Source organism: Flavobacterium alkalisoli, assembly GCF_008000935.1.
Classification (GTDB): domain Bacteria; phylum Bacteroidota; class Bacteroidia; order Flavobacteriales; family Flavobacteriaceae; genus Flavobacterium; species Flavobacterium alkalisoli.
The window spans coordinates 3,708,860-3,731,050 of the sequence record NZ_CP042831.1; the positions used below are offsets into that span (position 1 = coordinate 3,708,860).

Genomic DNA, 22,191 nt, shown 5'->3' on the forward strand with positions numbered 1-22,191 from the left:
CTCAGTATATCAACACATTAAAAAACAGAGCAATGAAACATCTCACCATATTAGTCCCGGATGCACAGGTTTCTCTCAATACCTTTACCTGCATCATAGGAGCCTATGATATCTTTAAACGTGCAAATGAGTTTTGGAAAGAAAACGGCAAAGAGCAACTGTTTAAAATACAACTTGCAGGAGTATCCGAAAAGACAGAAATAAATAATGGTCTGTTAACCCTTAAGCCGGAAACAAACATTTCCTCTATAAAAGAGACCGACCTTGTGATCATCCCTGCCATAAGCCACGACTTTAACCAACCTGAAAAGGGAAACATTCAGCTAATAGACTGGATTGAAAAACAGTATAAGAATGGTGCAGAAGTAGCCAGTATGTGCAGTGGCGCGCTTATTTTAGCCTCCACCAGACTACTGGACGGTAAAAGCTGCTCCATACACTGGAATACAGCCGATAAACTAAAGCGGTTATTTCCTAAAGTGATAGTAAAAACCGACAGGCTAATAACCGATGAACACGGTATTTATACCAATGGCGGAGGTTATTCCTTTTTAAATCTTATCCTTTACCTTATAGAAAAGTATTATGACAGGGAAACTGCCATTTACTGCTCCAAAATATACCAGATTGAAATAGACAGGCAAAGGCAATCGGAATTTACCATTTTTAAAGGGCAAAAGGCTCACGGCGATGATATAATTGAAAAAGCACAGGTTTACATTGAAGAAAACTTTCAGGAAAAAATATCTATGGAAGAGCTTTCACAAAAGCTTGCTGTGGGAAGAAGGAATTTTGACAGGCGCTTTATAAAGGCTACAGGAAACACTCCTGTAGAATACCTGCAAAGGGTAAAAATTGAATCGGCTAAAAAGGCTTTTGAAACTACACGTAAAAATATTAATGAGGTAATGTTTGAAGTAGGCTATGCCGATGAAAAAGCCTTTAGGGAAATATTTAAAAAAATAACAGGCATGTCTCCTTTAGAATACAAGAAAAAGTATAATAAAAAGGCCATGAGCGAGTATTAAAAAAGAATCCCGGCAATTGCCGGGATTACTTCAATATATAAATTTTAAGGATTATGCTAAATCAAACCTGTCGGCATTCATTACTTTGGTCCATGCTGCCACAAAATCTTTTACAAACTTCTCTTTAGCATCCGATTGTCCATAAACCTCAGCAATAGCCCTTAGTTCTGAATTTGAACCGAATATAAGGTCAGCACGGGTAGCAGCCCATTTTGCCTGCCCTGTAACACGGTCTCTTCCTTCAAAAAGCTCTAAATCATCTGCTGTGGCTTTCCATTCGGTACTCATGTCCAGCAGATTTACAAAAAAATCATTTGTTAACTGCCCCGGTCGCGCTGTAAACACACCATAGTTAGAACCATCATAATTAGTATTAAGTACACGCATACCTCCTACAAGCACTGTCAGTTCTGGCGCTGTAAGAGTTAGCAGTTGTGCCTTATCTATCATCAGCTCTTCGGTAGTAACCTTAGAATTGTGTTTACGATAGTTACGGAACGGATCGGCAAACGGCTCAAGGAATGCTACAGACTCAACATCTGTCTGTTCCTGCGAGGCATCCATACGTCCTGCTGTAAACGGAACTGAAGTATTATACCCGGCATCTTTAGCTGCTTTCTCAACGCCTGCATTACCGGCTAGTACAATTAAGTCGGCAAGTGATATCTTTTTGTCTCCGCTTTGAGAGCTGTTAAAGTTTTGCTGTATTTTTTCCAGTACTCCAAGTACTTTTTGCAATTGAGAAGGATTATTAACCTTCCAGTCTTTTTGTGGCTCCAGGCGAACACGCGCACCGTTTGCTCCTCCCCTTTTATCTGAACCACGGAAAGTTGAAGCCGAAGCCCACGCAGTTGAAACAAGTTCGGAAACGCTTAGTCCAGAGTTCAATACTTTTTCTTTCAAATCGGCAACATCACTGTCGTTAACCAGTGTATGGTTTACTTCAGGAATAGGGTCCTGCCAAAGCAGTTCTTCCGCCGGAACTTCCGGTCCAAGATAACGCGCTTTTGGCCCCATATCACGATGGGTTAGTTTATACCAAGCACGCGCAAAGGCATCGGCAAATTCATCAGGATTCTCAAAAAAGCGTCTTGATATTTTTTCATACTCCGGGTCAAATCGAAGCGAAAGGTCGGTAGTAAGCATGGTTGGCCTGTGCTTTTTAGAACTGTCGTAAGCATCAGGTATAAATTTATCGGCATTTTTAGCTACCCATTGGTGAGCACCACCCGGACTTTTGGAAAGTTCCCATTCAAACCCAAAAAGATTTTCAAAGAAGTTGTTACTCCACTTGGTAGGTGTTTTTGTCCATGTTACTTCAAGTCCGCTGGTAATGGTATCAGGTCCTTTACCTGACTTGTAACTGTTGCTCCACCCGAATCCCTGCAGTTCTATACCTGCCGCTTCCGGTTCTTTATCCACATGATCGGCAGGGGCAGCACCGTGAGTTTTACCAAAGCTGTGCCCTCCGGCAATTAATGCTACGGTTTCCTCATCGTTCATTGCCATACGGCCAAATGTATCGCGTATGTCTTTTGCCGCAGCAATTGGGTCGGGATTACCATCCGGACCTTCAGGATTTACATAAATAAGTCCCATTTGTACTGCTGCCAGTGGATTTTCAAGATTACGGCTATGTTTATCGCCATCGGCATCATCGTCTGAAACCAATACGCCATGATTTTCCGCCACACCTTCCGAACCGTGTGCATAACGGATGTCGCCACCTAACCAAGTCGTCTCAGCACCCCAGTACACATCTTCTTCCGGCTCCCAGGTATCTTCGCGCCCTCCGGCAAAACCAAAGGTTTTAAAGCCCATAGACTCTAGGGCCACATTACCGGTAAGGATCATTAAATCGGCCCATGATATTTTGTTACCGTATTTTTGTTTTATTGGCCACAACAGTCTGCGTGCCTTATCAAGGCTCACGTTATCCGGCCAGCTGTTAAGCGGAGCAAAACGCTGCTGTCCTGCGCCCCCTCCGCCACGTCCGTCACCTACACGGTATGTTCCGGCGCTGTGCCATGCCATACGTATAAATAAGGGACCGTAATGACCAAAATCTGCAGGCCACCATTCCTGAGAATCTGTCATTAAAGCATGCAGGTCTTTTTTAATAGCATCAAGGTCAAGGGTTTTAAAAGCTTCCGCATAATTGAAATCTTCTCCCATAGGGTTTGATTTCTCAGAGTTTTGTCGAAGTACACTTACTTTAAGCTGGTTAGGCCACCAGTCCTGGTTTCTTGTTCCGCCTCCGGCTACATTGCTTTTCATGCTGCCATTATGAAACGGACATTTACTGATGTCGTTTGAATCGTTTCCCATATTCTTAAATAATTTTATGATTGGTAAATACTTTGCTTATTCGCATATTATGTAACATCCTAAAGTTAGGACTTTATAAAACATCATCAAAGATTATGGGAATCAATTTATTCTATATCAGAATAATAAAAAACTATTTTTCAAATCGGTAAAAAATAATACTTAATCTGAAGACTTTAATTTTAAAAGAAAAATTAACTTTATTACACTTTAAATAAAATAAAATGGATGCTAAAGAAATATTAAAAGGACATGTCTCAAAAATTATTTCCTTATCAGAAAATGAATTTGACTATTTCTTTTCTCATTTTAAATTTCACAGCTTTAAAAAAGGTCAGGCTATAATCTCTGAAGGTGACAATGTGGAAAATGAGTACTTCGTACTAGATGGTTGCCTTAAATCTTTTTATGTTAATCCTGAACTTAAAATTTTTATTCTACAGTTCGCCATGCCAACATGGTGGGCATCTGATTACAATGCACTTTACACAAACACCAAAGCATCGCTTAATGTTGACTGTATTACAAATACTGAAGTATTGAGCCTATCTAATGAAAATAGAGAAAAATTGTGCAAAGAGTTTCATCAGGCAGAATACTTTTTTAGATGGCGTACCAATAAAGGATATGTTGCATCTCAAAAAAGACTCCTTTCATTTATGAATAATGACACCAGACACCGCTATGAGGAACTCCTGGCTATGTATCCGGAACTGTACAATTTGGTACCTAAACACCTTATAGCTGCCTATCTTGGGGTTTCCCGCGAAACACTAAGCCGTTTATACAACTCCTAATCCGTGATGTAAGTCACCATATAATCATTATACTTCAAATGTGATGTAGGTCACCCTCCTTACCGGACTTTAATAACAACCTTTGTCTTGTAATTAAGTTAATAACTAAATTTTTAAGACAATGAAAACATTTAAAATCAATACCCAAAACAGTACTGTTGAGTGGGTAGGCCGTAAAGTAACAGGAGCACATAACGGCACAATCGCTATTAAGGAAGGTCAGCTTGACTTTGCCGATAATTATCTTTCAGGAGGGAATTTTGTGATCGACACAACTTCCATTAAAATACTGGATGTAACTGACCCGGATACTAATGCACAGTTTGCAGGTCATTTGGCTTCTGATGATTTTTTCAGTATTGACCAGTATCCTGAAGCCTTTATGAAAATAAGCCATGTTGAGCCACGTGAAAACGGTTCTTACCATGTAACAGGAAATCTTACCATTAAAAATTTTACCCACGCTGTAAGCTTTGATGCACAAACAAACAATAGCGATAATACAGTTACTTTTTCGGGTAAAATTACTATTGACCGTACCAAATATGGTATAAAGTTTCGCTCTGGTAATTTCTTTACTAACCTGGGAGACACACTTATATACAACAACTTCGATTTAACTTTTTCACTAACTGCTCAAGCCGTAGCCTGAAGCTAAAAACTAAAGTCATGCCATACATTAAAATTGAACTGACACGTGAGGGTGTTAGCCGTGAGCAGAAAAGAGAATTAATTGCAGGAGTTACTAATGTAATTACTAATGTACTTAATAAAGACCCTAAACTTACTCATGTGGTAATTAGTGAAATAGACACTGATAACTGGGGGTTTGACGGAGAGCAGGTCTCGGACCTGCGTGAAAAAGGAATTACTGCCGATAAAAAAAACTGATATGAAAAAGCAGACTATAATCATTACCGGAGCTTCGTCCGGAATTGGGAAGGAAACAGCACGTTATTTTCTGGAAAGAGGAGATAATGTGGTTATAAACTCTACTACCCCTCAAAAACTGGAAGCTGTATTCCATGAACTTGGCGCAGGTTCTAATCTGGCAATGGTATCGGGAAATGTATATGATAAAAGTGTGGGAGAAGAACTGGTAACAACTGCCATAGAAAAATTTGGAGGTGTGGATATACTTATTAATAATGCAGGTGTTTATGAAACCAGGCCTTTTCTTGAAGTTGATGAGGCTTACCTTGACAAATACCTCAACACCAATTTAAAAGGTACATATTTTACCACACAAGCGGTACTTCCACAAATGATTAGACAAAAAGACGGTGCTATTATTAATATAGGAACGCCCTTAGTATACCACGGATTGAGTGCTGCCCCATCTACAGCTCCTGTATCGAGTAAAGGTGCGATACATGCCTTAACCATACAGCTTGCTACAGAATTTGGTAAAAACAATATTCGGATCAATACTATAGCCCCGGGAATTATCCGTACACCTATGCATGGTGATAATGCCGATAAAGCTGCAGGTCTTCACTTAATCAACCGTGTGGGAGAGGTAAATGAAGTGGCACAGATGATATATGCAGTTGCCAAAAACAAACTGATTACCGGAGCAATAATAAATGTTGACGGAGGTATGGGTGCCGGCCATCATTTAAATTAATAAGCATTAAAACCCTTTTATTAACCGCATTGATGTTTTGTATACTACAAAACATCAATGCTCAAAAAACCGAAAAAATGGAAACTACAGAACAAGATAGTTTAGCTATTGTCAAAATACTTGAACAGGTATATTTTAAAGGATTGTATGAAGGGGACGTTAATCTGCTTAAAGATCTATTTAATCCAGGTACACTACTGTTTGGCGATATAAACGGGCAACCATATGCCAAAACACTGGAAGAGTATTTAGAAGGCGTGGCTAATCGTGTGAGCCCAAAGGATTCAGGCAACGTTTTTAAAGGGAAAATCATATCAATAGATGTGATTAACACTATAGCAATGGCAAAAGTAAATGTAAAAATGTATACCTTTAATTACTATGATCTACTTACTTTCCATAAGCTTAACGGCAAATGGGTAAGAGTAAACAAAACCCTTACAAATGTAAACGAGTAAATAATTTAAAACCCTAAATCATGTGGTACGATAATAAAATAACCCAAATGCTGGGTATTAAATACCCAATAATGCAGGGACCGTTTGGCGGCGGACTGTCTACACCAAGACTGGCAGCTACTGTTTCAAACATGGGAGGCCTTGGAGGATATGGTGCATATACCATGAGCCCTCAGGATATTTATGAGATTGACAAAGAAATTAAAACTCTTACCGATAAACCTTATAACTTAAACCTTTGGGTCTCTGATACCGATGCCGTAAATGGTAGCGTAAGCAATGAAACCTATGAATATACCAAACAACGCTTTAAACCTTATTTTGATAAGGCCGGGATTGAATTACCTGAAAAACCGGCCCCTTTTCAATCAAGGTTTGAAAATCAGTTACAGGTTATACTTGATATAAAACCTAAGGTATTTAGCTTTATGTTCGGGCTTTTGCCTCAAGATGTAATGGAAGAATGCCGTAAACGCGGTATATTATTGGTAGGTGCCGCTACAACACTTGATGAGGCAGTTGCGCTAAATAATTCGGGGGTTGATATGATAATAGCCTCAGGATTTGAAGCCGGCGGACATCGCCCGTCATTCCTGGCACCTGCAGAGCAGTCTACAACAGGGACTTTTGTATTAATACAACTTATTAAAGAAAAAGTAAATGTTCCTGTTATAGCGGCAGGGGGTATCGCTAATGGCCGTGGCATTGCAGGCGCATTAACTTTAGGTGCCGATGCAGTACAAATAGGTACCGCTTTTTTAGCCTGTGAAGAATCCGGTTCTTTACCTGCACATAAGGAATCCCTTTTCTCGGATGCAGCTAAATACACAATGTTATCCCGTGCTTATACAGGGCGCTTGGGCAGAGGTATCAATACACAATTAGGAATTGAACTAATGGGTAAGGAAAGTGATATACTTCCCTTCCCTTTACAAACAACTTTCATGTCTTTTTTAAGAAAGGCTGCACTGGAAAAACAAAAACACGATATGGTTCTTTTTTGGGGAGGACAGATAGCTCCTATACTTAAATACCGAAAAGCAGATGAATTAATGAAATCTCTTATTACAGAAACTACTGACATACTGGCTTAGTATTCACTAATAAATAAAAGCCTATTGAGGCTAAAAAGGAAATCAAAAAGTATACTTTTTGATTTTTTTATGCGTTAGCTTTTTATTACAGACAGCAAATCACCTTACATGAAACTATTTTTTAAAGCTTTATTGATTACACTTATACTTCAAGGCTGTCAAAAACGCAAAGGAGACGACAAACAGTTTTCACAAAACAAACCTAACCACTTTACTAAAGAAAACGATACACTAGTTATAAGGACTCAAAAAAACAAAGGAGGACGATTTTTTGGTTCGGGAGTTCATCCGATAGATCTTAAAGATACAACCGGTACATTTCTATACCCTGTTATTTATCCTAAAACCATTGAGAACATAAGAAGGGGCATCCAGCCAATAGATTTTCGTTCAAAAACACCATATTATATTAACCTGATAGCGGGTACAGCAGGAAAACAAAGGGTATTTATTGTAGACGCGAACGATAATCATGATTTTACTGACGACTCCATTCGACTTTACAGGGATTTTGACTGGGCTTCAAACAAAGACCTTGTACAGTGCAGGTATGAAATCTCTAACGGAAAGCAAATTGTAAAAGATTCGTCATGGATTAAGATTGGTAATCTTCACGATGATTTAGGGTTGGGCAGAAGCGAGTACTTAACAGCTACCATTAATATTAATAACAAGAACTACAAAGTAGGTGTTGGAAATACATATAACGGAGCGTTTACATATGATAATGATGCAAACATGAACGGAACTAAAATAGCCTTATTGTCAGATGGTGTGAAAGTAAAAGACACTATATACGAAAGAGACCATATAGGAGTGGGACAGTACATTAAACTTAGCGATAATTACTATCGCTTTGATAATATTACCAATAACGGTGAATATATTACACTTATAAAAGATAACAGCTTTATAAAAAAGACCGGGACAGAAGTGGGCATGCTTGCACCGGCTTTTTCTGCTACCACTACTACAGGAAGCATTATTAACAGTACAGACCTGCACGATAAGATACTAATTATTGTCAATTCCTGCGGATGTGGTGGTGATGTGGCCTCCACAAAAGCTTTTTTTGATATAAGCAACAAATATGGCAGTAAGGTTCATGTAATTAGAATGGACTCTGCCATAAAAGAGAGAAAAACCGGCACAATACAAATAGATACTGAACTTGAAGCTAATAAGGATATATACACAAAATACAGAGAAACATACTGTTCCCGTATATGTTATGTAATTGGAAAAGACAATCGTATACTCGATAAATTTATAGTAACTGATTGGAAAACCGACTTACCTAAAATACTGGAGAACTCAATATAAAAAACAGGCCTGATTAGGGCCTGTTTTTATTTTATACCTGTTGCCAGAGCATTAGGTCCGTACCCAAAATAGTTTTTAAAGGCGTATGAAAAATGGGAAAGATTTTCAAAACCTACTTCAATGTAAACATCAACAGGCCTTTTCTGTTTTTCTAAAATAGAATAATGTGCCAGTTTCAATCTTTTTTCGGTAAGCCACTTTTGAGGTGTTGTATTGTATATCTTTTTAAAATCCCTCCTGTAAGTGGCAAGGCTGCGTCCGGTTAGGTAAGCAAACTTTTCCAGTGTCATATTAAACATAAAATTACGTTCCATAAAATCGGACAGGTTTATTTTACCCGGTTCTTCAAAATTGGCGAGAACGCCGTCAACACTGCTATCGGTAGACCTTAGTATTCTTACAGCCTCCTCTATTTTAAGGTTTGCTATATCTTCCGGCAGGTTTTCACCTATTTCAAAATAATATATAAGCGATGCAAAGCAGCTTTCCAGCAAAGGGTGTTTGGTAAACCTGTATACCTTTTGTAAGGGTTGTGATTTTGCTGTAGGTTTATTTTTAGAATAAAAATCCTTTAGCCGATCTTTAGTTAAGTACATTGCCACGGCCTTATGAGGTTTTCCGTCTTTAGGATAATTGATAACAGTAGCCAGCTGGTTTCTCGGAATAAGGAATATATCCCCTGCGTTAAAGGTATACACGGCATCGGCCTGTATAATTTTTGTTTCCCCCGAAATAAACCATACCAGTATATGGTGCTCAAATACCACCTCTGTTTTAAAGTACTTCCCGTTAAATTCAGAAAGCTTAATATCGGGAGTTATGTAATGTGTTTCAAATTCCATATAGCAATAAAATTACTAAATAAATCAAGCCGGAATACTCCGGCCTGAATGAATATAATTACTCAACAGGAAAAACTACTCCTGTCATCTCTTCGCTAAGCTTCCATAAACGCCCGGCATTATTTGCATCCAGCGAATACGGTTTTACCCCAAACAGGGTTGATGGTGTTTCAAAATCATGCTCTATAGTACCATCATCAAGTACTGCTATATCTGCATTTTCACAATACACACCTCCTATTCCGTTTAACTGAGGGCTGGTGGCACACCAAACCGAAGTTGCTGCTCCCTGTTCTACTGTTTTCAGTTTTACGGCAACTTCAGGCTTTATATTACCGTTTTCATCGTGAGTGCCCATTTGCTGAAATAATGCCATAGGAGCCACACGACCTAAATCGGTACCGTTTACAGAACCCGGATGTACCGAAAAGGCTCTTACATTATGTTTTTTAGCCCTGCTATCCAGTTCTACCGTAAAGAGATTATTAGCCGTTTTAGAGCGGCCGTATCCCTGTAGGGTTTCATATTCGGTATTCAGAAAATTAGGATCTTCAAAATCAAACGGGGAAAACTGATGCCCAAAAGAAGTTACATTTACCACTCGGGCATTACCGCTGTTTTTTAGCGCAGGCCATAATCTTGCTGTTAACTGAAAATGCCCTAAATGATTTGTTACCAATTGAGATTCATACCCTCTTTTATCCCTTTGAAGCGGCACCCACATAATACCTGCATTATTAACCAGTATATCCAGAGCATCATGCCCCATAAGGAATATATCTGCAAAAGCATATATTGAATCTACATCCATAAGATCCATTTGCTCAATGGTTACATTATTTATGCCTTTCAGGTTTTTCTTTGCCTTAGCGACATCTCTTGCGGGAACAATTACTGTTGCACCTGCCGCTACAAATGTTTTAACCGTTTCCAGCCCTATACCGGCATAGCCCCCCGTAACAATAGCCACCTTACCGGTAAGGTTAACACCTGTTATAACATCGTGTACTGTTGATGTTTCATTGAATCCTGAGTAAAGGGGATTTTGTAGTGCCCCGTTCATGTTGTCTTTTAAGTCCATTTTTATATTTTTTTTATTGGACAAAGTTAGGCTCAGGGCTTGCTGAAGGCTTTGTTTAAAGTGTCATATTACTTTGCTCAGAGCGTCAATTACAGATATAAAAAAAGCTCCGCAGACAGTGGAGCTTTTTTATTTGACCAAACATTGCGTTAACGATTGATGGGTTGATTTGTTGAATACAAAGATGCAACCAAATCACTGTTTTTACAATACAGGAAAACACTGAATTTACTACGTAAAAACACGTAAATCCTTTACAGCAGGGCACAAAAAAAACCCGCCTTGTCCCCAAAGCAGGCTTATAATAGAACAAACATTGCATAACCGTCTAGTCGGCTTTACCATACAAAGGTGATATAATATTATTTAAAACACAATACAGGAAAACACTAAATCTGTTATAATAAATTACGTAACACAAAAAATAAAGCCACTAAATGTTTAATTAAACATTTTTTAATTAACTTTGTTTAAAGTTTTTAAAAAAACAATGAACAGCGTAAAAAACATATTCAACATAAAGGACCTTGAAAACCTATCCGGCATCAAGGCTCATACTATACGCATTTGGGAAAAACGATACAATATCCTTGAACCCATGCGTACAGACACCAACATACGCGTTTACGATATAAAAAATCTTCAGAAACTGCTCAATATCACTACTCTTCACAATTTTGGATATAAGATATCAGCTATTTCTAAAATGCCTCCCGAAAAGATTCCGGTACTAGTTAAAGAAATACTTTCCAAAAGCAGTCTTGCAGATCATGTACTTAATAATTTTAAACTGGCCATGATGAATTTTGACCAGTCATTATTCTTAAACACTTACAACTCACTGTTACAGGATAAGTCATTTAAAGAGATATTCTACGATTTTTTCCTTCCCTTACTTAACGAGATAGGCCACTTATGGCAAACAAACACCATAACCCCTGCTCACGAGCACTTTATAAGCTTTTTGATTAAGCAGAAGTTAGCATCCAACACCGAAAAAATACAAACTACACCTCCTACAAAAACTGACAGGACATTTGTTTTATACCTGCCATTAAACGAAATACACGAACTGGGATTAATGTTCCTTAACTACGAACTCAGTCTTAATGGATATAAAACCGTATATTTAGGAGAAAGTGTACCTCTTGAAAACCTAAGAGACGTTAAAACCTACTTCAGCAATATTACGTTTATAACCTATACAACCGTCGAACCAAACAACAACGAAATAGCCGACTATGTAGAGGAACTTAAAAAGCATGTGATAAATGACGATGAGACCAGGCTTTGCCTTTTTGGAAGGAATGCTCAATATTTAGACGCAGAAATATTAAACCCCAACATAAGAGTCTTTGACTCTATATCCGATTTTACCAACAAACTTTAATTTAACAAAAGCTTTATTGTTTTTGTTTAATATTTTTTTAATTTTATTAAACAAATGAACGCTACTATTAAAATAATCGGTTCAGGATTTTCCTCACTTGCTGCCGCTGCCTATTTAGCCTGCGAAGGTAACGACGTAACTGTTTACGAAAAGAACGATACGCTTGGCGGCAGGGCAAGACAGCTGAAAAAAGACGGTTTTACTTTTGACATGGGGCCTACATGGTACTGGATGCCCGATGTTTTTGAGCGTTTTTTTGAGGATTTCGGCAAGAAGCCACGCGATTACTACCAGCTTAAAAAACTATCTCCTGCCTATAGTGTTTATTTTGGTAAAGAAGATTATATAACCATAGCAGATAACCTGGAAGACATATACAGGGTATTTGAAGAAAACGAACCCGGCAGCAGTACAGAGCTTAAGAACTTTATCAGTGAAGCAAAAAGCAACTATGATATTGCTATAAAAGATTTGGTTTATCGCCCGGGTTTATCCCCACTGGAACTGGTTACCCCACAAACCATAGCAAAACTCGGGCAATTTTTTGGAAACATTTCAAAAGATATCCGTAAAAAATTCAAGAACAAACGTTTGGTACAAATACTGGAATTTCCCGTTTTGTTTTTAGGTGCAAAACCCAGTGACACCCCTTCGTTTTACAGCTTTATGAACTATGCCGACTTTGGCCTTGGTACCTGGTATCCTAAAAACGGGATGTACAGTGTCGTTGAAGGAATGGTTGAGCTAGCAAAGGAACAGGGAGTGAAGTTTGTTACCAATGCATCCGTTTCAAAAATAGGAGTATCAGAAACAGGTTGTGCCGAATATATAACCGTTAACGGTGAAAAGTTATATGCCGATATTATTTTAAGCGGTGCCGACTATCATCATACTGAAACACTTTTAGATAAAAGGTTCAGGCAGTATAATGAGGATTACTGGCAAAAAAAGGTATTTGCCCCTTCTTCCCTATTATTTTATGTAGGGTTTGATAAGCCTGTGGAAAATGTAGAGCATCATACCCTGTTTTTTGATTCGGATTTTGATACTCATGCCATAGACATTTATGATAACCCAAAATGGCCTGACGAACCTTTATTTTATGCCAGCTTCTCCGGTAAAACAGATACTGATGCAATGCCTGTTGGTAAAGAAGCTGGTACCTTTCTAATACCGCTTGCACCGGGAATTGAAGATACACCTGAGCTAAGGGAAAAATATTTTGAAAAGATAATTACAAGACTGGAAAACCTTACTCAGCAAAGCCTAAGAGACAGCATATTATTTAAAGAATCGTTTTGTGTAAACGATTTTGTAAAGGACTATAATTCATACAAAGGAAATGCTTACGGACTGGCCAATACACTTATGCAGACTGCATTTTTAAGGCCGGGGCTAAAAAGCAAAAAAGTAAAGAACCTGTTTTTTACAGGTCAGTTAACTGTTCCCGGACCGGGAGTACCGCCTGCACTTATATCGGGCAAACTCGTTGCGGGACTTATAGAAAAACAACTGGACAAAGAACCAAAGAAATCCTTAACGAAGCACTATGAAATCAATATTTGACAAAATCTCCTATGAGTGCAGTAGAAATGTAACGCGTGCTTACAGTACGTCGTTCTCCTCTGCAGTAAAAATGCTGTCGCCACGCATAAGGCAGGACATTTACAATATTTATGGTTTTGTAAGGTTTGCCGATGAGATTGTGGATACTTTTCACGATTATGATAAAGAACAGCTATTCGACCTTTTTGAAGAAGACCTAAATAATGCCCTTAGGGATAAAATAAGTCTAAACCCTGTTTTAAACTCGTTTCAGCATACCGCTATAAAATATAACATACCACAGGAGCTTATAGATGCCTTTATGAATAGCATGAGGCAGGATTTGGTTAAAAAGGATTACACTACCCTTTCTGAATACAATGAGTACATATATGGATCGGCAGATGTGGTCGGGCTAATGTGCCTAAAAGTATTTGTAAATAACGACGATAAGCGCTATGAAGAGCTAAAAGGCCCTGCAATGCGCTTAGGTTCAGCCTTTCAAAAGGTAAACTTCCTAAGGGATTTAAAAGCCGACACCGAGGAGCTGGAACGTAATTACTTTCCTTCACTTAACCTCAACGAAATGACCGACGAGGTTAAAAGACAGATTATCGAAGAAATAGAAGCCGATCTGGCAGAAGGTTACAAAGGGATATTAAAACTGCCTGTGGAAGCTAAGTTTGGTGTTTACACAGCCTATGCCTATTACAGGAAGTTGCTTAAAAAGCTAAAAAATACTCCCCCACTTGAAATAAAAAGCAGGCGTATAAGGGTACCTAATTATCAAAAACTTGGACTTTTAGCACAGTGTTATTTAAATTATCGCCTTAACTTTATATAAAATTATAAGCCATGTGGATTTATATACTTGTTTTTATACTAACCTTTTGCATTATGGAGTTTATGGCGTGGTTTACCCATAAATTTATAATGCATGGTTTTTTATGGAGCCTGCATAAGGACCATCATCGCAAAGACCACGACTCATGGTTTGAGCGCAACGATGCTTTCTTTATCTTTTATGCCCTGGTTAGTATAGGCTTCTTTTTACTTTGGAAATACAGTATACTTGATATAGGGCTTGCCATTGGCTTAGGCATTTTAGCTTATGGTATTGCCTACTTTTTTGTACATGATATTTTTATCCACCAGCGGTTTAAGTTTTTAAGGAATGCCAATAACCGTTATGCAAAAGCCGTAAGAAGGGCACATAAAATGCACCATAAGCATTTAGGAAAAGATCAGGGAGAATGTTTCGGTATGCTCATCGTACCGTTTAAATACTTTAAGAAATAAAAAAATCCGCTGCAATGCAGCGGATTTTTCTTTTATAATAATCTTAAATTAACCTTTATTTCCATTTATCTGATTCAGTGCCGGCTGTAGCTGTGCCATATCTACCCCCGATTTTTCAACCAGCTGCATTATTGTAAGTACATCGGTTGGTGTCATTTCGTCACCTAAAACCCTTATCAGCCCAAAAACACCGTCCTTGCGAAGGAAAACCACAAACTCATCGATATCGTCATTCTCACCCAGCATATTTATACTGGCCCCTTCTTTTCCTGAACCCACCCTCATAAGTTCCTCATAATCTCCATTTTTAAGAATGCTCTTTACTTTTGTGGTCTCTTCTTTATAGTGCACTACATTTGTATCTGTAGAGTCTGACTTGAATATAAGTATATTAAGCTTCCTTACTGCTTTAAGGGCCTTTTCCTGATCTGCCGAAAGGTTATCAGAACCGGCAGCTTTAATAATATCGGTACCCAAATCAAAAGCCATAAATTCATTCGACTGCGACTTCTCTACAAAATACTTTTGCAGCGATGGCTTAGACTCACACGACACAAGGGTTAGCACCGCCATAACTACAAGTCCGAAAAGATAATAAATGGTCTTCATGGTGTGTTATTTAGATTTTTTAGACGATGCTTTTTTTATCTCTTCACCACCCGGTATTTTCATATAATCTGTAAGGAAAGATATCTCCTTAATATCAAAATTACCGGTAAGCGACATCAATACGGTTTCTTCGTCTCCTCCGTCCATAAACATAAGGAGTTCTTTAACCTGAGAAGATGTAGCACCAGATTTTACATAAATCTTGATACTCCTTCCACCCTCATTAATACGCATCAGTTCTTCCAATGGATATTTTTTAAGATAACTATCCACTGTTTTTTTCATTTCCGCTTTGTGCTTAGCGCTTTCGGTGGTAAAAACCTTAAGGTTATCCAGCCTTTTTATAAGGTCAAAAAATTGCTGTGAGCTTTTATTATTAGGGTCAGACTTAACGTTCCCCATAAGCTCAAACATCTTTTTATTGACCAGTACCGATACTATTTCATCCTCATCCTCGAACTTATCGAACATGGACTGAGCAAAAAACAGCGTTGGCATAAGCACTAACACAAAAGTTACAATTATCTTTTTCATACGTGGTATTTAAATTAAGTTTATGGCAATTTATTATAGTTTCACTTTTCCGGTAAAGGTAACAAGAACTGTCTCGTCTTTCTTACCACTGTCTACAAATACTAACACTTCTTCAATAGTTTCATCACTCCTGTTATGTCTTGCGTAAACTTTTACGGTTTCACCGTCGTCTTTTACACTAACAAGAGACTCCATGTTATTATCCCTTACGTATTTTTTTACAGCATCGGCTATCTGATTCTTGTACTTTTTTACTTCAGTACTGTAAACCTTAAGCTGTTTTAAATCTTTGGTAAACTTTGTTACCAGGTTTTGTTCATCTTTAGCAAGTTTAAGGTCATCACCTGCAAGGTCCAGCATAGTTTTATCCAAAGAAACAACATCAATACCGTCTTTGTCATCAAACTGATCGAATGCGCTCTGTGCATAAAACAGCACCGGAGAAAGCATCATTACTAAAATGGCTATTAATTTTTTCATTGTTTTATTTTTTAAAAATTGTTTTTCTTGAGTTCTCATACTCTTCCAGGTAGTTTATACTGTTTACTCCCTTATTAACGTTTTGAGAAAGCATGTTAAGTGCTTTTTGTGTTTCCCTTAAGGCAATTTCGGGATCATCAAAAGTACCAAGGTCTTCCTGCGGTTCTTTGTTAATAAAGGTAAACACGCCAAATGCTATAACAACACTTGCTGCAACCGATAGCCATCCTACATAGCGTTTTTTAGTTTTTAATGGTATCGTCTTTTCAAAGCGTTGTTCGCCTGCCTGGGCAAAATATCCAAACATAGACCTGTACTGCTCCAAATGAGGCGCCACATTGGATGAAGAAAAATACATCTTAAGCTGGTTTTCTTCGGCAATACTGGTTTCTGCGTCAAAATATTTATCTAGTAGTAATTCAATTTCTCTTAATTCCATAACTGTGCATTTTTGTTAGTTCCTCCCTCAACATCTTTCTGGCGCGGGACAGGGCTACCCTCACTGCCGACTCATTCATATCCATAATTTTTGCAATCTCTTCAAACTCATATTGCTCCACATCCCTCATCTGCAAAATAAGCCGCTGCTGTTCGGGGAGCTTATTCATAAGTTTTTCTGCCCATTCCCAGCTGTCACGGTCTTCTGCCTGTTGCTGCAGTCCGGGCTCCCGGTCACTGTAATTAGAATGTACTAATCTCATTTCTGTTGCCCTTTTAGACTTTAACTGATCCAGACAGTAGTTTTTTGTTATTGTCATGGCCAGCGCTTCTACACTCGAATAGCTCTCCAGCTTATTCTTGTTTTTCCAAAGTCGTACCATAACCTCCTGTGTGGCATCCTCGGCTTCCTCATTACTTATAAGGAGCCTTTTTGCCAACCGGTATACCCGGTCTTTAAAAGGAGTGATAATATTTACAAACTCCGACTGGTTCATTACATTAATGCTGGTTGTTATTGGTTTTATAATAGGAAGACGAATACCTTTATTTTTTGTTACAAATAATATTAAAAATATTAAATTTACGTTTTATATACTTAAAAACTGCTTTCATGAAAAAGATAAGTACCATCCTCACCTTATTGCTTGTTTCGGCTTTTGCCTTTCAAAGCTGTGACGATATGGACGATAATGCCGTTCCTGTTAACGACTTTATATGGAAAGGACTTAACCTTTATTATTACTGGCAACCGGATGTGCCGGACCTTTCAGATAACCGATTTGGCAATCAGGGAGAACTTAACGCTTATCTACAGGGCTTTTCAAGTCCTGAAGCGCTTTTCAACAGCCTTAAATATGTAGATCCTACCAGTACAGCGAAAAGCGACAGATTTAGTGTTTTAGTATCAGATTATAATGTACTGGAAGCCGCACTACAGGGGGTTGCAAAAAGCAATGGTGTAGAATATGGACTTGTATATACTGACGAAACCCAGACATCAATTTTTGGATATGTTCGTTATATACTGCCTGATACCGATGCTTCTACCAAAGATATTCAAAGAGGGGATATTTTTTATGCAGTAGATGGGGTTGGCCTTACACCGGACAACTACCGTAACCTTTTAGGAAGTGACACTTATACCCTAAATCTTGCTGATTATACCGATGGCACGATAACTCCCAACGGAGAATCGGTAACGCTTACTAAAACACAATATGCAGAAGATCCTGTTTATTTTAGTGATGTGGTATATAATGAAGGCGGCAAAACCATAGGTTATTTAATGTATAATGGTTTCTACAGTCCTTATGATGCTGAACTGAACAGTGCTTTTGGTAATCTTGCCGCACAGGGAGTTAACGAACTGGTACTTGACCTTCGTTATAACGGAGGCGGATCTGTAAGGACAGCGACTTATCTTGCCAGTATGATTACAGGACAGTTTAACGGACAACTTTTTGCAAAGGAACAATGGAATCCTAAACTGCAAAGTTATTTTGAAGACAATAATCCCGGGGCACTTACCAATAACTTTACCTCATCGTTATCAGATAATACCAGCATTAACCACCTTAATCTAACCAGGGTTTATATACTGGCTACAGGAAGCACTGCTTCTGCCAGCGAGCTTGTAATAAACTGCCTTAAGTCTTATGTAGATGTGGTTGTAATAGGAACTACCACTATAGGTAAAAATGTGGGATCGGTAACGTTATATGATTCTCCTGATTTCACTAAAAATGATTTAGACCCAAGCCACCGTTATGCAATGCAGCCTATAGTGCTTAAAATTGTAAACAAGAACGGCTTTGGTGAATATGAAGAAGGTATAGAACCTACCATAGAAATGCCTGAAGATTATGACAACCTTGGCGTAATAGGCAGTCCGGATGAACCTTTATTAGCTACTGCCATAAACCAAATAACAGCAGCAGGCAGAATGCCACAGCAGCCACACAAACAACACAGGTTATTTAAAGGCTCTAAAAACCTGCAGCCGTTTAGTGAGGAAATGTTTATAGAAGAAGCTCCTAAGGGACTTGACCATCTTATAAAAAACTTATCTGAATAAAAATAAAAAAAGGCTTCCCGAGGGAAGCCTTTTCAACTTAAACAAAATTACCAATTTATAATCTGGTGTAATTATTAGTTATTAAAGTAGAAGCTGTTAGGCCCTACTCCTACATCATAAGTATTTATAAGTGTTCCGTTTGATCCGTAAACATAAACTTCGCTGTCTGAAGAGAAATCGCCACCATCAGCAATATAAATTCTTCCGGCATAAACATTAAATCCGTACATAGCTCCCCATGCAGAGTTTGACTCATAGCTAAATGCAGCTTCAATAGGTAGAGTATTGCTGTTTACAGAAAAACTATACACTGCAGTATCAACAGTAAAGTAAATATTCCCATCCTGAATAGTCAGGTTTTTAGCACCTGCTAAAGCCTCAGTAAGCTCAATAGTACCGCTTACAGTGTTGTTAGAAAGGTTGATTCTGCTTATTTTAGAGTCCCCCATTACATAAAGTGCTCCGTCCTGCTCATCAAAAGAGTTTGGCGAATCTCCAAGTTCAATTACAGTATCAACAGTATTGTTAGCCGGGTTAAATACAGTTATAGATGTACCGCTACCGTAATATCCGTTAGCTATATAAAGTTTTCCGTTCTCTGCAAGTACTCTTTCTGCATAATTATTAAGATCTACAGTAGTAGTACTAAAATCTTCAAGATTAATTACAGTAAGGAAATCGTCTGCAAGCCCGTAATCGTTAGTATTTGTTACATAAGCCTTACCGTTTATAACTACACCATAACGCGGATTAGTAAAATCAGTATCTATACTTGCTACAAATTCAAAAGTATAACGGTCTACAACAGTAATTTTGTTTGCCTGCCCTGAGATGATAAATGCATAATCATCACTAAAGAACATAGACTGAAGGTAAGTACCTATAGCAGGAGCATCCGGATTTACAGCAGTATAGATATCCTGCTCTAAAGCACCATTATTACCAATAAAAGACACTGTCCCTGAAGACGGGTTACTGTTACCTTCGTTAAGTACAAAAGTTCCGTTTGCATAAGCACCCGAAGCTACAGGAGTGTTATCGTCATCACTGCTACATGACACGAAAAACAAAGAACCTGCTAATAAAGCGAATAGAGAATTCCTAAGTTTCATAGAATTAGTTTTAGTTAAAGTTTAAGGGTTATATATATATTATAATTTATGCCGGGCATTTGCCTGCTGTCAACATTTACATAGTCTGCATTCCAAACATTAAGCACCTGTGCGCCGAGCCTGTATATTTTTGATTTTCCGAAATTATACTCCACGCCCACATTACCTGTATTGTAAGCGTCTATATTATATCTTGAGTTATTGTCTGATCTTGTAAACACTTCCCCTACATAAAGAAACTGGTAGTAGGCAGATAGTTTTTTATAGTTGTAGGACAGTGCTCCCGAAGCTTTGTGATAAGGAACATAAATTAGCTGATAGCCTGTGGTTTCATCTTCCGATTTGGTATAACCATACACGGCATTAAATGCAAACCGATGGTTATTGAATTCTTTGGTGTATTTAAAGGCAGCTTCAAGGCCATAGGTACGAACCCTGTCTGTGTTCTGTGGTCGCCAAACACTGCCGGTAGGCAGCCATCTAAGCATATCCTTAAGCTTAATGTAATATCCGGTAAGGGTTAATGAGGCATTTTTTACTGTAAACTCATTACCTATTTCTCCCTGTACAGAGCTTTCCGGTTTTAAGTCGGTATTCCCGCTACCCTGCCAGTATAAATCCTGAAAGGTTGGTATCCTGAAGTTTTTGGAGCCGTTTACCCTAACCAGGTAAAAATCGGAAACCCTGTATCGTACACCTGCCGAATACAATAGCGGACTATCATAATTATTGGTAGCTTCTTTTCTTAAGCCTGCTTCATACAAAAGTTTTTGGGTAACCGCATGACTAAATAATAAACTGGCAGAACCAATACTCCTTTCGGCTCCTTCAAGATTAGAACCATACCCTTTGGTTTGTGTAAAATTGAAAACCGAATTAAGTTTTATCTTATCGTTTATCTGGAACAGAAGGTCGTAGTTACCAATTACCGATTCTGATTTTCCGTAATCATAACCTTCGTCATAAATGTTGTCATAGTACTTGTACTTCTCACTCAGGAAAGCCCCCTTAAGCTTAGAGGTAAATCTGCCGTAATTACCTGTCCATTCCAGCATATTACGGGTATTGAGATTGTAGTATTTCGTTCTGGTTTCAGAAGGGAAAATAAGCGAGAAATGCCTTTCGCCGTCAAACAGGTAGCTATAAAGGGTAAGGATATTGGTTTGATTGATTTTATAACCCACTGTTGCCGAAGCACTATTGTTATAATACTGACCGTTAAGATTATGTCCGTCCTTACCTACATAGTCATAATCGTTATCAGAACTGTTTCGGGTAATGCTTAATGCGGCACTAAACTTATCATCGGCAACAGTACCGGTATAGTTAGCCCCAAACGTATTAAAGCTTCCGTAATTTGTCCTTACTGAATTGGTGAATTTCTTTTTATACTCCAACTCATTGTTAAGGTGAATACTCCCCCCTATAGCGCTGCTGCCGTAAATAACGCTTCCGCCACCTGCCCTTACATCAATAGCATTAAAATCGCGGGTATTAATTACATTAAAATCGGTTTGTCCGTTAAGCTGTGAGTTGATATTAATACCATTCCAAACCACCGCAGTCTGCTGGGCAGTAGTCCCCCTGAAAGATGGTGAGGATACCATACCCAGCCCGTTTTCCTTGAAATAAACTGTGGTGTTATAATTCAGTAACGAAGTAAGCGACGACTGGTTGATATTGATAACCGAATCGTTAAGGGTTAGTATCGATTGTGTATTCGTAAAGTTTTTTAGTTGGGTGTCCGATATAACCACTTCCTTCAACTGAACAATAGCATCCTGTTGCGCCCAAATATACTGGCACAGTAATACTGTAAAAACTAGGATGATCTTTTTAAGCGTCATAATTTCCTGAACCTTTTTTCCCGAAGGTTCGAATAATTGTTAACTCCTAAGGCAGGTCTCCTGGCTTGCGTACTGTTGTTCACCTTCCCGCCCATACAGGCAGTGGCATGCAGTTAACAACAGCCTCCCAAAAGGGATAAGCTTACAGTTGCGGGAACAGCTCAGGTATTACACCTGATTCCCTTTTAATGCAGTGTGCTGCCAGCACACTACAACCTTAAGTTGGGTGCAAATATAGGATTTATATTGAAATTTATACATTTGCAGCAGTTTAATATTTGT

General features: G+C 38.4%; 23 protein-coding genes and 1 riboswitch. Of the genes, 13 read left to right on the top strand and 10 right to left on the bottom strand.

The window, feature by feature from the left end; genetic code table 11:
* Positions 1-32 precede the first annotated feature (32 nt).
* A complete protein-coding gene (locus FUA48_RS16840) occupies positions 33-1,028 on the top strand; it encodes a GlxA family transcriptional regulator (protein ID WP_147584632.1) in 996 nt (331 codons plus the stop codon).
* A 51-nt stretch (positions 1,029-1,079) separates the two neighbouring features.
* Here the strand turns inward: FUA48_RS16840 and katG are convergent, their stop codons facing one another.
* Entirely contained in the window at positions 1,080-3,356 is a 2,277-nt protein-coding gene (gene katG, locus FUA48_RS16845) for a catalase/peroxidase HPI (RefSeq protein WP_147584634.1), read from the bottom strand.
* Between the two features lie 224 nt (positions 3,357-3,580).
* Here katG and FUA48_RS16850 point away from each other — a divergent pair, with 224 nt between their 5' ends.
* The 7 genes from FUA48_RS16850 to FUA48_RS16880 all read left to right on the top strand — a co-directional run bounded on the left by FUA48_RS16850 (position 3,581) and on the right by FUA48_RS16880 (position 8,655).
* Entirely contained in the window at positions 3,581-4,153 is a 573-nt protein-coding gene (locus FUA48_RS16850; protein WP_147584635.1) for a Crp/Fnr family transcriptional regulator, read from the top strand.
* 121 nt (positions 4,154-4,274) lie between these two features.
* Positions 4,275-4,805: a YceI family protein gene (locus tag FUA48_RS16855; protein WP_147584636.1), complete on the top strand. Its 531-nt coding sequence runs from the start codon at positions 4,275-4,277 to the stop codon at positions 4,803-4,805.
* A 17-nt stretch (positions 4,806-4,822) separates the two neighbouring features.
* The gene (locus tag FUA48_RS16860; RefSeq protein WP_147584638.1) at positions 4,823-5,044 is read left to right on the top strand and encodes a tautomerase family protein; all 222 of its coding nucleotides are present in this window, start codon (positions 4,823-4,825) and stop codon (positions 5,042-5,044) included.
* 1 nt (position 5,045) lies between these two features.
* Complete coding sequence (locus tag FUA48_RS16865; RefSeq protein ID WP_147584639.1) at positions 5,046-5,780, top strand: SDR family NAD(P)-dependent oxidoreductase; 735 nt, start codon at positions 5,046-5,048, stop codon at positions 5,778-5,780.
* A gap of 77 nt (positions 5,781-5,857) precedes the next feature.
* Complete coding sequence (locus FUA48_RS16870; protein ID WP_240732505.1) at positions 5,858-6,238, top strand: nuclear transport factor 2 family protein; 381 nt, start codon at positions 5,858-5,860, stop codon at positions 6,236-6,238.
* Between the two features lie 20 nt (positions 6,239-6,258).
* The gene (locus FUA48_RS16875) at positions 6,259-7,332 is read left to right on the top strand and encodes an NAD(P)H-dependent flavin oxidoreductase (protein ID WP_147584643.1); all 1,074 of its coding nucleotides are present in this window, start codon (positions 6,259-6,261) and stop codon (positions 7,330-7,332) included.
* A gap of 108 nt (positions 7,333-7,440) precedes the next feature.
* On the top strand, positions 7,441-8,655 hold the full coding sequence (locus FUA48_RS16880) for a hypothetical protein (RefSeq protein WP_147584645.1): 1,215 nt from the start codon (positions 7,441-7,443) through the stop codon (positions 8,653-8,655).
* 26 nt (positions 8,656-8,681) lie between these two features.
* Here FUA48_RS16880 and FUA48_RS16885 read toward each other — a convergent pair whose 3' ends face one another.
* Positions 8,682-9,497 (bottom strand): helix-turn-helix domain-containing protein, encoded by an 816-nt coding sequence (locus FUA48_RS16885; RefSeq protein WP_147584647.1) that lies wholly within the window; start codon positions 9,495-9,497, stop codon positions 8,682-8,684.
* 58 nt (positions 9,498-9,555) lie between these two features.
* Positions 9,556-10,578, bottom strand: coding sequence for an SDR family NAD(P)-dependent oxidoreductase (locus FUA48_RS16890; RefSeq protein ID WP_147584649.1), 1,023 nt, complete (start codon positions 10,576-10,578; stop codon positions 9,556-9,558).
* A gap of 490 nt (positions 10,579-11,068) precedes the next feature.
* Here FUA48_RS16890 and FUA48_RS16895 point away from each other — a divergent pair, with 490 nt between their 5' ends.
* The 4 genes from FUA48_RS16895 to FUA48_RS16910 are packed head-to-tail and all read left to right on the top strand — an operon-like array spanning position 11,069 to position 14,812.
* Complete coding sequence (locus FUA48_RS16895) at positions 11,069-11,968, top strand: MerR family transcriptional regulator (RefSeq protein ID WP_147584651.1); 900 nt, start codon at positions 11,069-11,071, stop codon at positions 11,966-11,968.
* A gap of 54 nt (positions 11,969-12,022) precedes the next feature.
* Complete coding sequence (locus FUA48_RS16900) at positions 12,023-13,534, top strand: phytoene desaturase family protein (protein ID WP_147584653.1); 1,512 nt, start codon at positions 12,023-12,025, stop codon at positions 13,532-13,534.
* Positions 13,518-14,357: a phytoene/squalene synthase family protein gene (locus FUA48_RS16905; RefSeq protein WP_147584655.1), complete on the top strand. Its 840-nt coding sequence runs from the start codon at positions 13,518-13,520 to the stop codon at positions 14,355-14,357. The genes FUA48_RS16900 and FUA48_RS16905 overlap by 17 nt, the downstream gene beginning before the upstream one ends.
* Positions 14,358-14,368: 11 nt before the next feature.
* Positions 14,369-14,812, top strand: coding sequence for a sterol desaturase family protein (locus FUA48_RS16910; protein WP_147584658.1), 444 nt, complete (start codon positions 14,369-14,371; stop codon positions 14,810-14,812).
* A 48-nt stretch (positions 14,813-14,860) separates the two neighbouring features.
* Here the strand turns inward: FUA48_RS16910 and FUA48_RS16915 are convergent, their stop codons facing one another.
* Genes FUA48_RS16915 through FUA48_RS16935 form a run of 5 tightly spaced genes read right to left on the bottom strand, consistent with a single transcriptional unit; the run spans position 14,861 to position 17,370 of the window.
* Positions 14,861-15,421: a DUF4252 domain-containing protein gene (locus tag FUA48_RS16915; protein ID WP_147584659.1), complete on the bottom strand. Its 561-nt coding sequence runs from the start codon at positions 15,419-15,421 to the stop codon at positions 14,861-14,863.
* Positions 15,422-15,427: 6 nt separating this feature from the next.
* Positions 15,428-15,955, bottom strand: coding sequence for a DUF4252 domain-containing protein (locus FUA48_RS16920; RefSeq protein ID WP_147584661.1), 528 nt, complete (start codon positions 15,953-15,955; stop codon positions 15,428-15,430).
* A gap of 33 nt (positions 15,956-15,988) precedes the next feature.
* On the bottom strand, positions 15,989-16,435 hold the full coding sequence (locus FUA48_RS16925) for a DUF4252 domain-containing protein (protein WP_168197007.1): 447 nt from the start codon (positions 16,433-16,435) through the stop codon (positions 15,989-15,991).
* A gap of 4 nt (positions 16,436-16,439) precedes the next feature.
* Positions 16,440-16,874, bottom strand: coding sequence for a hypothetical protein (locus FUA48_RS16930; RefSeq protein ID WP_147584665.1), 435 nt, complete (start codon positions 16,872-16,874; stop codon positions 16,440-16,442).
* Positions 16,855-17,370, bottom strand: a complete 516-nt coding sequence (locus FUA48_RS16935) for an RNA polymerase sigma factor (protein WP_147584667.1) — start codon at positions 17,368-17,370, stop codon at positions 16,855-16,857. Before FUA48_RS16935 ends, FUA48_RS16930 begins: the two co-directional genes overlap by 20 nt.
* Before the next feature lie 116 nt (positions 17,371-17,486).
* On the opposite strand from FUA48_RS16935, the gene FUA48_RS16940 reads away from it, so the two are divergent.
* Positions 17,487-18,950 carry a S41 family peptidase gene (locus tag FUA48_RS16940; protein ID WP_147584669.1) on the top strand — a complete coding sequence of 488 codons (1,464 nt, stop codon included), beginning with the start codon at positions 17,487-17,489 and terminating at the stop codon, positions 18,948-18,950.
* A gap of 74 nt (positions 18,951-19,024) precedes the next feature.
* On the opposite strand, the gene FUA48_RS16945 is transcribed toward FUA48_RS16940, so the two are convergent.
* Both FUA48_RS16945 and FUA48_RS16950 read right to left on the bottom strand, forming a co-directional pair.
* Complete coding sequence (locus FUA48_RS16945) at positions 19,025-20,062, bottom strand: YncE family protein (protein WP_147584670.1); 1,038 nt, start codon at positions 20,060-20,062, stop codon at positions 19,025-19,027.
* A gap of 14 nt (positions 20,063-20,076) precedes the next feature.
* Positions 20,077-21,909: a TonB-dependent receptor plug domain-containing protein gene (locus FUA48_RS16950; RefSeq protein WP_147584672.1), complete on the bottom strand. Its 1,833-nt coding sequence runs from the start codon at positions 21,907-21,909 to the stop codon at positions 20,077-20,079.
* 33 nt (positions 21,910-21,942) lie between these two features.
* Positions 21,943-22,144, bottom strand: a riboswitch (cobalamin riboswitch).
* Positions 22,145-22,191: the final 47 nt, after the last annotated feature.